The sequence below is a fragment of the Bacteroidota bacterium genome (assembly GCA_016720935.1).
Lineage (GTDB): Bacteria > Bacteroidota > Bacteroidia > AKYH767-A > 2013-40CM-41-45 > JADKJP01.
The window spans coordinates 352,182-369,167 of record JADKJP010000007.1; the positions used below are offsets into that span (position 1 = coordinate 352,182).

Here is a 16,986-nt window from a genome sequence, read left to right on the forward strand (position 1 = left end):
CCTGCCTTACAGCAGAAAATCCCTTTCGCGTGTGCTTTCAAAGAGCTATTTTTGCAGCCTTTAATTTTGCTCCCTGACAGGCTTCAAGGAATAAATCCTCACCTGCCTTCGGTCGCATTCAGCATGAAAAAACACCTCCAACACCCCATTTTTTCCATCCTTGCGGAAGAAGCATCTCAACTTGGAGTTGAGGCTTTTGTTGTTGGCGGCTATGTAAGAGATATTTTTTTAAAAAGAGAATCCAAGGATATTGATATTGTCGTTTTAGGCAGCGGTATTGATCTTGCCAAGTCAGTGGCAAAGAGACTCGGCGATCATGTTCATGTAAATTATTTCAAAAACTTTGGTACAGCCATGATTCGTTTCGAAGATCTGGAACTGGAGTTTGTCGGTGCCCGAAAAGAATCTTACAGGCTCGATTCACGCAAGCCGATTGTTGAAACCGGATCGCTCGAAGATGATCAGAAGCGACGTGATTTCACGATCAATGCAATGGCTATTCACCTGACGGAATCTAATTTTGGTGAATTGGTGGATCCATTTAATGGTGTACAGGATTTACATGATCATATCATCCGTACACCACTTGATCCTGACCTTACATTTTCGGATGATCCCCTGCGCATGATGCGCGCGATTCGTTTTGCCAGTCAGCTCAACTTCACCATTAATCCACGCGAACTGAGGGCGATCAAACGGAATCAGGAACGTATTAAAATCGTTTCTTCAGAGAGAATCACAGAGGAATTGAATAAAATTATTCTATCCGCCAAACCGTCCAAAGGATTTGATCTTCTCTTCAAGACAGGTCTCCTGGAAATCATCTTCCCGCAATTTTGTCTCCTTCATGGCGTTGAATACGTGAATGGGAAAGGTCACAAGGATAATTTTTACCACACATTAGAAGTACTCGATAATGTAGCAAAGGTTTCCGATGATCTTTGGCTTCGTTGGGCAGCTATATTACATGACATTGCTAAACCGGCAACCAAACGTTTTGAGCCGGAACACGGATGGACTTTCCATGGTCATGAAGACAAAGGCGCCAGAATGGTTAAACATATCTTTCGTCAATTCAAATTGCCGCTGAATGAAAAAATGAAATTTGTTGAGAAGATGGTACAATTACATCTTCGTCCTATCGTTCTTGCTCAGGAACACGTTACCGACTCAGCCATCCGTCGTTTGCTTTTCGACGCCGGTGACGACATTGATTCCCTGATGCAATTGTGTAAAGCTGATGTTACTACCAAGAACGAATACAAAATCAGAAAATACAAAGACAACTTTCAGGTGGTTCAGGATAAGTTGAAGGAGGTGGAAGAAAAGGACAGGATCAGGAACTGGCAACCGCCGGTGATGGGAGAACACATCATGGAAACATTTAATCTGAAGCCGGGAAAAGAAGTTGGGATAATAAAAAACGCCATTCGTGAAGCCATTCTGGAAGGAGAAATCAGGAATGATTACGAAGAAGCATATACATTCATGCTTAAAAAAGGCCAGGAACTGGGCCTGAAATGCATAAACAATTTACTAATTTCTTCAAATAATAAAAAGTAATATAATTTGGCCGGAGCTGGCTTATGAATTATTTTTCTTTCTATTTTTGAATTCGGAATCATTATCCATCATGGCACTCTATCGCTTTCGCGTTACATTCGAAGATCACGACGATGTCTCCAGAGACATTGAAATTCGTCCTACGCAGACATTTGCTGACTTTCATCATGCAATTCATCAATCCATTGGATTTGATGCTTCAAAACCGGCATCCTTCTATATGAGTGATGACAACTGGAAAAAAGGCAAAGAAATCACTTCCAGAGAACTCAGCGAAGAAGAAACACCTGTTCCTTTGATGAACAGTTCACGTTTGTGTGATTTCATTGCGGATCCTCACCAAAAGATTTATTATGTTTTTGATCTGCTGGGAAACTGGACTTTTCACATTGAATTGATTAAGATCGTACCTCAGGCGGATCCGCTGGTTTCATATCCTGCCTGCGTACGCACCCATGGTGAAGCTCCGAAACAATATGGTGGCACCGGAATAGGAGTGCTTCCTGTGCCTGAAGATTTTGATCCTGAATCCGACATCCTTGATCTGGATGATGAAGAAGTTGATGACGATCGCGAAGAAGAAGTTCTTGGTACAGATGAAGCTGATTTACCGGAAGGTGAAGAAAACACCAATACATTCACCGCTTCCGCGGATGTAGATGTGGAAGGAGATGAATTTGAAACAGCTGATGAAGACCTGATTGACGATGAAGGCTCCACTGAGAATGACGATTTCTAATTCAAAAAATATATGAAAGTCAAACCCTCCTCATCCGGAGGGTTTCTTATTTTTATCCGGTTTATGAAAACACTCATTGTCATACTCGGTCCTACAGCTTCCGGAAAAACAGCGCTTTCAATAAAAATAGCCAGGTTCCTCGGGACAGAAATAGTCAATGCTGATTCAAGACAGTTCTACAAAACAATGGATATCGGTACGGCTAAACCCGGTCCTTATGAACTGAATGCAGTGAAACACCATTTTATCAATACACTTTCACCGGAAGATGATTATACCGTTGGTAAATTTGAAAATGAAGCTCTGATCACACTTGAGTCGATTTTTCAAAAACATGATCAGGCTCTGCTTGTAGGTGGAAGTGGATTGTATATCCGTGCTGTATGCGAAGGTTTGGATGAATTACCGGAAAGCGATCCTGAAATCCGTTCGCGCCTGAATCAAAAATTCCAGGAACAAGGAATTGCTGCATTGCAAAAAGAACTGCAGGCACTTGATCCTGAATATTACATGGAAGTTGATCGCATGAACCCGCACAGACTGATCCGGGCTATCGAAGTATGTTTACTTAGCGGCGAAAAATATTCTGTACTGAGAAAATCAGCTCCTAAAAACAGATCCTTTCAACTACTTAAAATTGGTTTGCTTCCTGAGAGAGAGGTTATGTATGAGCGAATCAATTTGCGCGTTGAACAAATGATCAATGATGGACTTGTTGAAGAAGTGAGAAAATTGCAGGCTTATAAGAACTGCAACGCATTGCATACAGTCGGTTATCAGGAATTATTCCCCTATCTGGAAAATCAAACTACACTGGAACAGGCAGTTGATGAGATAAAAAAGAACTCCCGGCGTTATGCCAAACGACAGGTCACCTGGTTCAAAAAAGATACATCCATTCACTGGTTCCAGCCGGAAATGGAAGATGAGATTTTTGAATTGATAAAACCATTTCAACAAAAAAGTTAAATTTCAACCGAAATAAAAAAAGGGTCCTTTACAAAAATGCAAAGGACCCATTCCTTGTTTCTGTTTTGATTACTTTTCAGGATTCAATATAAACTTTGCATAATTTGTTGTCTGCAGGTATTTATTCGCGAATGTTTTCAGATCAGCACCTGTCAGCTTGTTCACCCAATCGGTGTAACCATTGATCTCCGTCAGATCCTCATTGTTCTGATAGTTAGAAGAAATTGTATTCAGCCAGAATTGATTTTCCTTCAATCCGGTTTCGCGCTCCCGAAGAGCTGTTTCCTTGATCTTGACGAGATTCTTTTCATCACAATCTTTGCTTTTGACTTCAGCAAGAACATCCTCCGCGGCTTTAATCAGCATGTCCACATTTCCCGGGGCACAACCAAAGCTAATTGTTACTTCCAGACCTGCTACCGGGTAATGTTTCGGAGAAGCATTGCAGCTTACACCATACACCCCACTCTTATCTTCTCGGAGGACTTCACGCAGACGTATGTTGACCAGTTTCATCAGTGCATTTACTTCACTGCGATGCTGGCGTGTGTATTCAAATGGCATTGCAAAGCGCAGGCTGACAGATGATTTTGGTTCTACACCTTTCTTTACTGTTTTTTCAAACTGTCCTTTCGGAGAACGAATTCCCAGATCCTTCCATGTTTCAGATTTGTTTGAAGAAGGAAGACTGCCAAGGTATTTTTCACATAAGGTCTTCATTTCATCTACCTTAAAATTACCCACAAATACAAAAGTAAATCCTGATGCGTCCTTAAATCGCTCTTTGTAAATTTCCATTGCACGTGGCAATGAAATCTCCTTGAGAGTCTCTACCGTCATTGGTTTGTATCTGAAATTGTACCCTGACATAACGTAAGAAACAGTATCTCTGAAAATCGATTGAGGGTCAGAATTTTTATTTTGTAAATATCCCTTGCGGGTTTCAATATAGGACTGGAATGCGTCTTTATCTTCACGAGGATCCGTAAAGTATTTATATATCAATTGCATTAAAGTTTCCAGATCTTTTGGAGCACAACTACCGTTCATTCCTTGTTGCAATTCCGAAACGTAAGGTGATCCACCTACAATTTTCCCGCTGAGTAATTTTTCAAGGGCTGTCATATCGAATTCCCCAATTCCACTCTGATCGATAATTTCATCGCAGGTAACGGCGGAATGAAAATCAGCTTCGGGATAGAGAGACCAACCACCCCATGAGTAAGAAGTAAACAGGATTTCATCATTTTTAAAATCTGTAGGTTTAAGTGCAACCCGTATTCCATTTGAGAGCTTGAATTCGGTAATTCCAAATGGATCAATTGTCTTTATTGATTCAGTCTTCGCTCCAGGGAGGTTTCCTTCCACCAATGGCTTATTCACTATCTTGTCTTCGTATGGTTTCAAATCCAATTGTCTCATACCTTTCATGACCGATCGTATCTTTTCATCATCGGGCATTTTTGTTGTTTCTTTTTCAGGCGCGGTGATTAATACCACACAATTTTCTCCGTCCGTGATCCACTTTTCAGCAAAGGCGTTTACTTCCGCAAGGGTTATTCCTTCGAGATACGTTTTGTAAATGTTGTATTCAAATTCGATTCCGGGCATAGGTTCCTGGGTAAGAAAATTGCTTACATATTCACGTGCAAAATTTCTTGATTCAGTTTTATCACGTTCATTGTAGGACTCTGTCATGCCACTCATCATTTCAGCTTTCTGACGTTGCAATTCCGTTTCGGTGAACCCAAATCTTCTGACTCTTTCATTTTCTGTTACCAGTGTCTGAAGTGCTCTGAGAATGCCGTCTTCTTTACAACCTGCCGCGGAAGTATAAGCAAATTTATTTCTTACCAGGTCGCCATAACCGCTGTAGGAAAACATGAATGGCGGATCCGCCTGTCTTTGCAATTCAGACATCCTTGCATTCAGCATTCCGGAAAATAAACTTTGTGCAATCGTTCTGCGGTAATCCTCAACCGTTCTTGTGATTTGAGGAGGTTGTTTGTAAAACAAATCTACCATACTGAACCGGGCTTCTTTATCCGTAGCAATTGCAATTTGAATTTCCTTATTGTCAGGAACAGTATATGCTTTTACAGCTCTGGGATTAGCTTTGGAAGGTACATCATTGAATTGTTTTTTGATTTTATTTTCCATTTCATTCAAATCAAAATCACCTACAGCGATAACAGCCATGATATCCGGACGGTACCAGTCTGCATAAAAACTTCTCAAAGTCGCCTGAGGACATTTTTCTATGATTTCCTTTTTCCCGATCGGCAGACGTTCTGCATAACGTGAATCTTTGAAGAGAATCGGCCAGTATTTTCTACGCATACGTTCATCAGCTCCCTGTCCTAAACGCCATTCTTCGACAACCACTCCCCGTTCCTTCTCTACTTCGGCTGAATCAAACAACAAACTATGAGACCATTCTTCGAGGATTTGTAATCCTTTATTTACGATTGATTCACTATCAGTAGGGAGCTGAATCATGTAAACAGTTTCATCGAAACTGGTATATGCATTCAGGTGGGCGCCAAATTTGGTTCCTACACTTTCCAGATAATCGACCAGTTCGTTTTTCTTAAAATTCTTTGTGCCGTTAAATGCCATGTGTTCAACAAGGTGAGCAAGCCCCTGCTGGTCGTCATTTTCAGAAGTTGAACCGGCATTCACTGCCAGGCGAAACTCCGCCCGTTTTTCCGGCTTGGAATTCTGACGGATGTAATATTTCATACCATTGTTAAGCGTACCCATACGCACCTTTGGATCCAATGGCAGGGCACTTTTCAATTCAGGTTGAGCCTGCGCAATTTGCAGAAGCAGCAGAAATGCACAGTAAGAGAGCAACTTTTTCATAAACAAATTTTAAGATTTGAGGATACAAGGTATAAAATCATAAAAAAACAGCCAGAAAAAGATGTTAACAAAACCTAACCATTAGATAAGAGAAGTTTTAATATGTTTGAAACATGAAATACAAATCAAAATGCCTCTTCCTGATCGTCTTTTTAAACCTGATTTCTACAGGGGCTTTTTGTGATGAGCCTGTTTCGGTTGATTCCCTTTATACAATAAACCCTTCCTATGAGGAAATAATTGCAGGTTACCGCCACCTCGATTCACTTTATAGTAAGGCCCGATTAATTCCATATGGGAAGACTGATATTGGTCTTCCACTACATCTCTTTATCATTGATAAAAAAGGTGTTTTTGAGCCACATCGTTTGCATGAACTTGGCAATATTATTCTATTCATCAACAACGGCATTCACCCTGGAGAACCCGATGGAATTAACGCAAGTCTGATCTGGGCCACTGAATTGTTGAAAAACATGGATATGAATCCCATGATGGACAATGTAACCATTTGTATGATTCCTGTCTTCAATATTGACGGAGCATTGAATCGGAGTTGTTGCAGCCGGGCAAATCAGGACGGACCTCCGGAATATGGCTTTCGTGGAAATGCACAAAATCTTGATCTGAACAGAGACTTCATCAAATGCGACAGCAGAAATGTTCAGTCACTTATTGCCATATTAAGACAATGGGATCCCGATGTATTTCTTGATACGCATGTAAGTGATGGGGCCGACTACCAATATACGATGACACTGATCAGCAGTCAGACTGATAAATTGTATCCAATACTAGGCAAGACAATGAAAGAAACACTGACTCCATTTCTTTTCAAAAAAATGAAACAGAAAGGGGAAGAAATGACTCCTTATGTGGATACAAAGGATTATGACGATATTCCGGAGAGTGGGATCAGATCATTTCTGGAGCTGCCCAGATTTGCTTCCGGTTATTGTAGTTTGTTCAATACTTTCCCTTTTATAGCAGAAACGCACATGCTAAAACCTTTTTCGGAAAGGGTGATCTCCACAGTAAAACTGATGGAGTCTATCCTGGAAATGAGTAGTTCTGAATCTGAAAAAATTTATGAAGCAAGAAAACTTGCGAAGCAGGAAGACATCTCTAGAAAATTATTTCCTACCAATTGGGAATTGGATACTAATTATTCTGAACTGATCAATTTTAAAGGATATGAAGCGGAGACAAAAATCAGTACGGTAACCGGGCTACCTCAGACATACTATAATCATAACAAACCTTTTGATAAGAAAATAAAATTTCAACCAAAGTACATTGCCGCAGATACGATTTCAGCTCCGATGTATTATTTGATACCTCAAGCCTGGTATAAAGTAGCCAACAACCTTGAGCAAAGTAAAATCCGACTGATCACTGTTAAGGCAGATTCTACAACGATGGCTGAAGTTATCTATATCGAATCCTACGAAACAACAGATAGTCCTTATGAAGGACATTACCTTCACCACAACACCAAAGTGTCAAAGAAGCTTGAGAAAGTGCAGGTTATGAAAGGCGATTATCTTGTTCCTATGTTCCAGGAAAACAGTCGTTTTTTGGTGGAGACTCTTGAGCCTGTGGCTGCCGACAGCTATTTTAACTGGGGATTTTTTGATGCTGTACTTCAACAAAAAGAATGGTTCTCAGGTTATGTATTCGAACCGGTAGCTGAAAAATTACTTCAGGAAAATCCGGGGTTGAAAAAAGAATTTGAAGACAAGAAACTGAAGGAACCTGAATTCGCGAAAGACTCATTTTCCCAACTTTATTTTATTTACCGGCATTCCCCCTATTTTGAAAAGAGTTTCCAGAGATATCCGGTGATTCGCATTGGTACTCGGTGATTTGCTCTGTATTTATCCGAAAAATCAGAATTAATTTAAACGAAGATTTGATCAAAAAAAAAGAAACGCGGTGATTTCTCACCGCGCTCTTTTTTTACACTTCATGTATGGGTTATTTTATTCAGGATCGAATCCGCTGACTCGATATAAATGTTCCATTTGCTGTGACAATTCACGAATCAACTGAAGATCATTTTCAGAAAGATTGCTATAATCATGTTCAACGGCATTTTTCTTTTGCGAATGTACTACCAACGGAACCTGTACAGGTTCAGAGAGCATATAAGAAAGCAATCCATTGTAATATTTTTGTCTTTCCGAAGGTACCAGTTTCTGTATCAGAGACTGAATACTTTTTACGTGACGGTCGATTTCAAATTCTATCTGCGCACGGTTATTTTGAAGACTAACCACCTTCATTTCAGGTGATCCTTTTACCTCTTGGGATGTTTTGATTTTTTGCATGTTCCTTTCTGGATTATCTTCATGCAATTTAACTTCATCCCGTGCGAAGTGTTTTTGAATTCACATGCATTCCTTACACCATGATTGTAGCGGCAATAAGTACGGAATCCTTCTGTTTTTTAACGCGAGGCCACATGAACTTGAAATCAGAACCTGAACCCGGTGACGATTCTACCCAAATCTTACCACCCTGGTCTTCGATAATTTTTTTAACTATCGCTAATCCGACACCGGTACTCTCTACATCGTCACGTCGGTTGAGGGTTTGGAAGATGATAAATATCTTTTCGTGGTATTGAGCTTCAATTCCGGGCCCATTATCCTTTACAGAAAAGACCCAACCTTCCGGTTGCTCATGTACTGATATATTAATATGGATTTGTTCTTTATCGTTATACCTGATTGCATTTCCGATGAGGTTAGAGAAAACCTGGCTTAAACGGGTTTTGTCAGTAACCATTTCGGGCATTCCGGGACCAATATCAATTCTCACGTTCTCCGGTTTCCCAATAAAATCTACTGTCTCGTCAATCAGATCCTTGCTATTTACTTTCACATCATCACCCGTGCGACGGTCAGCCTTAGAATAATCGAGAATAGCATTGATAAGGTCTTCCATTCTTTTCACACGTTGTTTGATCATATCAAAATTGGTGCGCACTTCAGGAATAAGGGTATCACCGGCATCTTCTTCGATCCAGCCTGTGAGGTTTCCAATTGCACGTAATGGTGCTTTGAGATCATGTGATACGATGGATGCGAATTTGTCCAATTCCCTGTTTGTACGTTCCAGGTGGGTAGTATATTCCTGAAGTTTCTGGTTACTGATTTCCAATTGATTCTTTTGATCTGTAATCCGTTCAATGATTACGTTTTTACCACTGTGGAGGTAATTACTCTGTGCCGCAACCAAAAACAAGGCGAGAATAAATGTTGTTAAAGCATCCTGGTGTATGAGATGAATGTCGTTCTTGAACAAATCATAAGTTGTCCAGGCAGTATATTCCGAAGCGTAAAACAAAAAGATCACGCTGCTGATTCCGAGAGCTGTAAACCACTTCCCTCCTTTTGTACCCAACAACATGAAAGCGGTCATGATGATCGCACAGATGTACATGGTACCGGTATTCAACAATCCACCGGCATTGTAAGCCTGAATGTGTACAACAGAGAAACCTGTTATCAGTGATACAATATAAGCCGTTGTCAATTTTTCATGGCTTCGGACCGCGAAGAAGGTTCCGAGAATTACCGCTGCAAGACCCAACAGGATAAAACTAAGGATATTCGTTTCCTCGAAGGCAGTCAGAATCTGGATCGCTGTAGAAACGCTGGCAATAAAAGCAGTGTAGGTGTAGATTCGAAATAATGTAAAACGCTGACGTGACATCAGGTCATCGTACGGGATACTTTCGTACAAATCTTTTCTGAACAATACCCTTAGCAAATTTTTCATCACTTTATTTGTAGTTTGATATCATTAATACCGCTAAAATACTTCAATGGATACCGAACTGTAAGAAATTGTAAGAAATTTTGAACAGTTTTGAAACGATTATCCTTAAACAGAACGCCAAAAAATGCTGAATTGCTTGTTCGTAACAACCATGTTTAACTGCATTTCAGTGTTTTATAGTGAATTCAGTTAAAATTTCGGGTATTTCAATAATTTATGTACTTTGGACCTCAGCATTCCAGAATAGATGCAACCCGATAATTTGGGGTCTCGTATTAATATTAACAAGTAATGGAAAAAATCGTGAACATACTGCTGGTTGACGACGATGAAGTGGATTGTATGAATGTCCAGAGGGCGTTCAAAAAAAGTAACATTTCTAATCCACTGTTTATTGCGCATAATGGTGTTGAGGCATTGGATCGCCTTCGTGGAACGAATGGAGTGGAAAAAATTCTGCCCGTTCCCAGGATTATCCTGCTGGACATAAATATGCCAAAAATGAATGGTCTTGAATTCCTAAAGGAACTCAGGGCTGACAAAGACCTCCATAACATTAGTGTTTTTGTAATGACCACTTCAAACGATGACAAAGACCGTTTTGAAGCTTACAACTATAATGTTGCTGGTTATATCATCAAGCCTATCTCCTTTGAAAACTTCGTTGCTGCCGTTTCCATTCTGAATAATTTCTGGCAGCTCTGTGAACAGCCTTAAATGATTCAGCATATAGATATAAAAAAAAAGGTCCGGAATCCCGGACCTTTTTTTTATGAATAGCTCATCTTAAGCAACGAGTTTGAAGTGCTTATAAATTTCAGACATACTCGATTTTGAATCCTCAAGTGCCTGAGGCAATTGTTTAGCGATTTCATTCAGGATATTGTCAATATCCTCGTAAGTATGCAAGCGATTCATTGGGATGCGTAAACCTGTATTATTATAGGATACACTTGGAAAAACGCTCAGATTAAAATAATAACCCTGGTTCATCATGCGTTTCACCATATTGTAACCTACATCTGGCTTCCCTACTCCAATGAACCCGATTGGCGAATTGGTCTCATTAATCAAAGGCAATCCTAGTTTTTTTGCGGTACTATTGAAATACTCCATTTTCAATCGAAGCTCATCCTGGAAAGTGTAAATCTCATCGCTCAGGTGAATTTTAGCAGATTCAACTGTCGCACCCAAAACCATTGGAGGCATCTGAATTGAAAAGATAAATGCCTTGCTTGTATTTTTAATCAGATTAAAACTTGCTTCCTCAGGATAAATCAGGAGCCCGCCGGAAGTACCAAATGCTTTGGTGAGTCCTGTTGTGAGATACAGACGCGGATGGTAATCCCCCTGACTGAGAACATAACCTGTTCCATTCGGACCTGCCCAGCTCATGCCATGGATATCGTCCAGATACAAATTGAGTTGTTCGTATTGATCAGCCAGTTTGTACAGATCTTTAACCGGAGCATAATCGCCCTGCATAGAATATACACCATCGGCCATGTACCAGATTTTGCGATAATCATCTTTCAAAGCCTTGATCCGGCTTTCCAGCATGTCGACTCTGTTGTGGCGAATTAATTCAATATGTATATCCCTGTTTCTTAATAATTGAACCGCTGTTTGAACACTGTCATGAACCTGCGAATCCATGATAACCGCATCATCATTGCCTACCAGAATCGGGATGTTCGACATGTGTCCGACTGTAAGTGATTGCAACAACAAAAGTGGTTTTCCAAAAAACATTTTTTTCAACAATTCTTCTGATTGCTGATAATAACTCGAAGAAACATATGCACGTGAAGATGAAAATTGAGTTCCGTATTTATTGACTGCTTCAATTGCTCCCGCTTTTATTCTTGGATCATGTTCCAGACCAAGATATCCGCAAGAACCAAAATAGAGCATTTTCTTTCCACGAATAGTAATATGACGACCATCTAAAATTTCATCATCAGTACTGTTATGGACAATACCCAATTTAGCGGCAATTGAGGCAACCTGGTTGACAATCTCAATTACCATGTCGTGCTTACTCTTAAGATCTGACATAACTAAGGTTTTGGATCCGGCTAAATCGCAGTTCAACCCAGATCAACGTTGGGGTGATCAAAACGCGTATACAAATCTAAAGAAAGTATAAAATGATCATATTTCCAAAAAAATCTATTTATAAGCAATGTTTTCAACAGTAATAAAAAAGCCCGGTTGAAAGAACCGGGCTTAAAATTGTGAATAAATGCTATCTATCGGACAACGCTTACATGGCCTATGAGCACATCCCGCTTGTTGTTCACATCAACCGTAGAAACACGGTATACGTAGGTGTCTGACTGAACCGGATTACCATCCACTTTTCCATCCCATCCTCCGCTAACATTATCCCACTCGTAGATTTTTAAGCCCCAACGGTCATAAATGGCAGCTTTCATCTCTACAATATTATAAGAATAAACATGGAAAACATCGTTTTTGGTGTCATTATTTGGTGTAAAGGCAGTCGGAATGTAAATCGTAGAACTAGGTCTGATTTCAAGTCTGCTCACAGTAGTATCCACACAACCATTATAATCAACGGTAACCAGTTGAATATCGTACACTCCGATGTCAGGATATTGGTGGGCAGGAGAATATTCAGTTGATGTTTCACCATCTCCGAAACTCCAGTAATAGAAGCCCGGACTGGTTGTTTCATTTACAAAATTAACAAGCGGATAAATATCGCTTGCATGTGATGCATCTGAAATGAAAGTAGAAACAGGACCCTGATAAATATTCACCGCATTCGGGCGAACAAGGGTGGTGCTGCAACCGCTATCAGTAGTAGCCGTCAGGGATACCTGATACCATCCCGGGGCTCCATACAGATGCTCAGGGTTTTGATCTGTTGTTGCCTGACCATCACCAAATGCCCATTGATACTGTGTAATATTACCGGTTATTGGGAAGGATAAATCAGTCATTTGTGTTGTAACGCCAAAGCATACATTCAAGGTCTGGAAATCTACAACCGGTTTAGGAATTACCCTTATCACGCCATCAGTACTATCCTGGCAACCATGATTAGAAGTGATCAACATGTGAATCGGATAAACTCCGGCATCAACATAAGTGTGATTGGGAGAGGGATCAGCGCCGGTATTACCGTCACCAAAGGTCCAATACCATGAACTGATGTTTCCATCCGGAATACTGCTTCCGTCAGTGAAATTCGCCGCATTGTCTTCACATACAGCAGATGTACTGAATGCCGCATCTGGAAGAGCAAAAACATTTACCGTTCTGCTCAGGGAATCAACACAGCCATGCACAGAGGTGACAAGTAAACTTGCCTGGTAGCTGCCATAGGATGAATATTGATGTGTAGGAGTTGCATTTGATGAAAGGGTATTGTCTCCAAGATTCCAGCTGTATGCCAGTGGAGTCGCATCACTGATTGAAGAAGCATTTGTAAAAGAAATCGGGTTTCCGAAGCAAACATCCGTTTGTGAATAGGATGCAACCGGTTTAGCCCAAATGTTGAGCGGTTGTGTAACAGTATCTTTACATCCTGCTGCAGAAGTAACAATCATACTCACGGTATAATTGCCCGGGGTATTGTATGGAACAACAGGATTTTGAGCTGAGGAACTTACATTGTTACCAAAATCCCAAGCCCAGGAAGTGACTGTACCTGTGCCGGCGGTAGAATGATCAGTGAATGTTACATTGTTGAATTGGCAAACAGCTCCAGTACTGGTGAACGAAGCTACAGGCAATGGATTTACATTTACTATAACCTGGTCGTTATCCTGACATCCGAAAGAATTCGTCACCAAAACATTATAGGTGACGGCGGCATTCGGATTCACATTCATACTGGATGAATTTACATTACCGGGCGTCCACAAATATGAAGAGCCTCCGGATGCAAACAAGGTTGTTGATTCACCGATACAAATGTCCTGATCTGTACCTGCGTAGGCAACCGGAACAGGATTAACCACCACATCTACCACATCCGTACTACGGCAACCATTTGCATCAGTCACTTCTAGAGTATAGGTCGTTGTTGCAGCAGGTGAAACAGTGATGTTCTGTGAAAGCAAATTACCGGGGTTCCACACATATTGTGACCCACCGGCTCCGGAAAGTGTGGTGTTGAATCCGGGACAAATGCTCGCATTGTTACCTGCATTAGCCACTGGTAATGGATTCACACGTACGACATTTAAGGTAGTATCCTTGCAACCGGCATCAGAAGCAACAATCAATTGAACACTGAAATTGCCTGAACCGGCATAAGTCACGGAAGGATTCTGTTGAGCAGAGTTCTGTCCATTATCAAACGACCAGTTCCAGGAAGAAATAGCTCCTGTTGTAACAGCTGAACCATCTGTAAAATTGATCACGTTACCCAAACAAACAGGACCTGAATTAATGAAGGAAGCAACAGGGATCGGATTCACAACCACTGTAACAGTATCATTGCCGGAACATCCGATAGCATCACTCACAGTGACAGTATAGGTAGTGGTTAGGGATGGAGTTACAGAGATGGAAGACGTATTAAAGTTGCCGGGAACCCAAAGGTAATTTCCTGCACCTGTGCTGGCAGCAAGAGTTACTGATCCGCCTTTACATACACTCAAACCATTGCCGGCATCAACAGTAGGCATTGGATTTACAGTAATGACAACCTGATCAGCATCGGTACATCCACCGGCACTGGTAACGGTAAGCGTATAGGTGGTAGTAGACGCCGGAGTTACATTGGCATTTTGTGTACTAATATTGCCTGGATTCCAGACATAAGAAGCACCTCCTGAACCAGTGAGTGTAACAGCAGTACCCTGACAAACAGTTTGCGCGGCACCGGCGTTTGCAACCGGAAGCGGATCTACAATCACCTGTACAGTATTACTACCCTGACAACTATGGTTATCGGTAACTGTAATTGTATAAGTTGTTGTTGTCGCCGGACTCACATTTATTGATTGAGATGCTCCACCCGGTGTCCAGTTGTATGAACTGAAACCATTCGGAGCTGTCAGTGTTGCCTGTGCTCCAACACAAATTTGTTGATTGGCAACAGAAACAGTTGGATTTGCATAGACTGTTACATCGTGCTGAATCTGATTTTGACAACCTGCTGAATTTGTTACATCAAGAGTAACAGTGAATGTACCCGGTGCGGAAAAAGAGTGGGATGGGTTTTGAGTTGCAGCAGTGTTACTGCCACTGGCAGGATCACCGAAGTTCCATGACCATGCTGAGAATGGACCACCGGAAGAAGCATCCGTAAAACTCATAGCAGTGCCCTGACACACATTCACTGAGTTGAATGCAGCGGATGGAATGTTTGTATTGACTGTAAGTTGCTGAGTGATTGTATCGCTGCAACCTGTAGCAGTATTCACAATCAAGGTCACAGTGTAAGTACCATTCGCTGCATATTGATGCGTAGGGTTCTGAGTATTGGCAGTTGCATTGTCGCCAAAATTCCAGTTCCACTGGGAAATGACTGCTCCCCCACCCACTGCCGATTGATCTGTAAATTGTATAGGTGTTCCACTGCAATTATTGGAGAAAGTGAAGGCAGCCGCAGGAACTCCTGCACCCGGAAGAACTCTTACTGTATCAGTATTTTCACAGTTGTTTACATTGTCTTTAACATGCAGATAATAGGTACCAACACCGACATTTGTGAGTTGCTGGCCAACAGTATTACTCGGCAACCATGTATAGGTGTAATTTCCACTTCCACCTGTTGCTGTTCCGTTCAAAGTCGTTGTTGTATTACAGGATATGGTTTGATCGACTCCCGCATCCGGTGCCACACCAATTACTGTGAAACAATACGAGAAAATCTGAATGCCCTGGTACGGGCATCTGTCATCACTTACAGTAGCTGTAAAGCAATGCGCAGATGGACTAATATCCGACGAAGCAGGAGTCCATGAAAAGAATGCTGAGTCTCTCTTTGAACCTGTTACGGTAAATGTTGCTCCTGCTATAGATTGATCCCAGGTGATGGATGTTGTATCTGCACGATTAGTATCAATTGAAGCAACGTAAAATGAAAATGGTTGTCCGGCACAAATGGTTCTTGAGAAGGAAGGTGCTCCATTAATACCGGTAAGGAATGGTAGATAATTGTTACAGTTATTCACCGTCAATTGAATGTCACGTTCTACCTGTCCGATCAAAACACCATTTCTGTATTCATTCACGAGCACCGCGAAAACTGTTACATCAGTTTGTGTTGGTGTCATACAAATATCACCGGTAGAGGTATTGAATTGAACAGCAGGACTTGAAAGAATCGGTTGTGTATTTGAATATCCCGGCAAATATGTTACAGTTGTATTCTGAGCTGTAAGCGGAGTGATCAATTGATATGCGATAGAATCTCCATCCAGGTCAAAGGCACCATGATTAAAACAAAAACGTTGACCTACACAAGCGAATGGAACAGGGCGGTTACTAAAGATCGGTGAGTTGTTTGTAAGTCCGTTTGTGTTGTTGAGCTGAGTATAAACATAGAGAATATCACTTCCTGCTCCGGTTATCGTGGTAATTGCGGCATTACGTGCACTTTCGCCATGACTGAATGACCAGTCGGCACATGGCCCGGGCAAAGTAACCAGACCCTGGTAAATCCATTCCTCAATCCCGGTATACGATCCACCATTGCAAGTCGACAATTCAGTCGGACATACAGGTGAAATTTGTGTAGGACTAGATGGAAGCGGATTCAAATTGATTGTTTGAGCAGGGTATGCACAGGAGCTGTTTATTCCAAGATCGATAAATGTGGGAGCAGGAATACCACTACAATCCCGGTAAAAAGAAAAAGTCACCAGGTATTGATTCGGACCAACATATTCGTAAGTGATGTCCGCACCCATAGCGTGACTTGCTTTTGCTTCCGGACTGCAAAAAAGCATACACATCATGAACGAAAAAATGACGGCTAAGCTGTGAAGTTGTGTTCTGTTCATAGAGCTTAAATTAAATAAGGATTGATTGATAATAATGACAATTAATCCGGGTACCCCCCTTTATCCGGTACTGGG

Annotated in this window: 10 protein-coding genes; 5 read left to right on the forward strand and 5 right to left on the reverse strand. The window is 41.2% G+C overall.

The window, feature by feature from the left end; translation table 11 throughout:
* Positions 1-123: 123 nt before the first annotated feature.
* The 3 genes from IPP86_15740 (at position 124) to miaA (ending at position 3,271) form a co-directional block, all read left to right on the forward strand.
* Complete coding sequence (locus tag IPP86_15740) at positions 124-1,563, forward strand: HD domain-containing protein (GenBank protein ID MBL0139955.1); 1,440 nt, start codon at positions 124-126, stop codon at positions 1,561-1,563.
* 70 nt (positions 1,564-1,633) lie between these two features.
* Positions 1,634-2,302 (forward strand): hypothetical protein, encoded by a 669-nt coding sequence (locus tag IPP86_15745; protein MBL0139956.1) that lies wholly within the window; start codon positions 1,634-1,636, stop codon positions 2,300-2,302.
* 63 nt (positions 2,303-2,365) lie between these two features.
* Positions 2,366-3,271, forward strand: a complete 906-nt coding sequence (gene miaA, locus IPP86_15750; protein ID MBL0139957.1) for a tRNA (adenosine(37)-N6)-dimethylallyltransferase MiaA — start codon at positions 2,366-2,368, stop codon at positions 3,269-3,271.
* 69 nt (positions 3,272-3,340) lie between these two features.
* Here the strand turns inward: miaA and IPP86_15755 are convergent, their stop codons facing one another.
* Positions 3,341-6,136: an insulinase family protein gene (locus IPP86_15755; GenBank protein MBL0139958.1), complete on the reverse strand. Its 2,796-nt coding sequence runs from the start codon at positions 6,134-6,136 to the stop codon at positions 3,341-3,343.
* A gap of 113 nt (positions 6,137-6,249) precedes the next feature.
* On the opposite strand from IPP86_15755, the gene IPP86_15760 reads away from it, so the two are divergent.
* Positions 6,250-8,001 carry a hypothetical protein gene (locus IPP86_15760; protein MBL0139959.1) on the forward strand — a complete coding sequence of 584 codons (1,752 nt, stop codon included), beginning with the start codon at positions 6,250-6,252 and terminating at the stop codon, positions 7,999-8,001.
* Between the two features lie 117 nt (positions 8,002-8,118).
* Here IPP86_15760 and IPP86_15765 read toward each other — a convergent pair whose 3' ends face one another.
* Together IPP86_15765 and IPP86_15770 are read right to left on the reverse strand one after the other, a co-directional pair.
* A complete protein-coding gene (locus IPP86_15765) occupies positions 8,119-8,466 on the reverse strand; it encodes a hypothetical protein (protein MBL0139960.1) in 348 nt (115 codons plus the stop codon).
* A 73-nt stretch (positions 8,467-8,539) separates the two neighbouring features.
* Positions 8,540-9,922, reverse strand: coding sequence for a GHKL domain-containing protein (locus IPP86_15770; GenBank protein MBL0139961.1), 1,383 nt, complete (start codon positions 9,920-9,922; stop codon positions 8,540-8,542).
* 291 nt (positions 9,923-10,213) lie between these two features.
* Here IPP86_15770 and IPP86_15775 point away from each other — a divergent pair, with 291 nt between their 5' ends.
* A complete protein-coding gene (locus IPP86_15775) occupies positions 10,214-10,639 on the forward strand; it encodes a response regulator (GenBank protein ID MBL0139962.1) in 426 nt (141 codons plus the stop codon).
* Positions 10,640-10,708: 69 nt separating this feature from the next.
* On the opposite strand, the gene IPP86_15780 is transcribed toward IPP86_15775, so the two are convergent.
* Both IPP86_15780 and IPP86_15785 read right to left on the reverse strand, forming a co-directional pair.
* Complete coding sequence (locus IPP86_15780) at positions 10,709-11,980, reverse strand: aminotransferase class I/II-fold pyridoxal phosphate-dependent enzyme (GenBank protein MBL0139963.1); 1,272 nt, start codon at positions 11,978-11,980, stop codon at positions 10,709-10,711.
* 194 nt (positions 11,981-12,174) lie between these two features.
* Complete coding sequence (locus IPP86_15785) at positions 12,175-16,911, reverse strand: PKD domain-containing protein (protein ID MBL0139964.1); 4,737 nt, start codon at positions 16,909-16,911, stop codon at positions 12,175-12,177.
* Between the last annotated feature and the right edge of the window lie 75 nt (positions 16,912-16,986).

Bases quoted from the DNA above. Each gene is read 5' to 3' on its own strand.
- IPP86_15775 (MBL0139962.1), top strand. From the start codon at position 10,214: ATGGAAAAAATCGTGAACATACTGCTGGTTGACGACGATGAAGTGGAT.
- miaA (MBL0139957.1), top strand. From the start codon at position 2,366: ATGAAAACACTCATTGTCATACTCGGTCCTACAGCTTCCGGAAAAACA.
- IPP86_15740 (MBL0139955.1), top strand. From the start codon at position 124: ATGAAAAAACACCTCCAACACCCCATTTTTTCCATCCTTGCGGAAGAA.
- IPP86_15760 (MBL0139959.1), top strand. From the start codon at position 6,250: ATGAAATACAAATCAAAATGCCTCTTCCTGATCGTCTTTTTAAACCTG.
- IPP86_15765 (MBL0139960.1), bottom strand. From the start codon at position 8,466: ATGCAAAAAATCAAAACATCCCAAGAGGTAAAAGGATCACCTGAAATG.
- IPP86_15780 (MBL0139963.1), bottom strand. From the start codon at position 11,980: ATGTCAGATCTTAAGAGTAAGCACGACATGGTAATTGAGATTGTCAAC.
- IPP86_15785 (MBL0139964.1), bottom strand. From the start codon at position 16,911: ATGAACAGAACACAACTTCACAGCTTAGCCGTCATTTTTTCGTTCATG.
- IPP86_15745 (MBL0139956.1), top strand. From the start codon at position 1,634: ATGGCACTCTATCGCTTTCGCGTTACATTCGAAGATCACGACGATGTC.
- IPP86_15755 (MBL0139958.1), bottom strand. From the start codon at position 6,136: ATGAAAAAGTTGCTCTCTTACTGTGCATTTCTGCTGCTTCTGCAAATT.
- IPP86_15770 (MBL0139961.1), bottom strand. From the start codon at position 9,922: ATGAAAAATTTGCTAAGGGTATTGTTCAGAAAAGATTTGTACGAAAGT.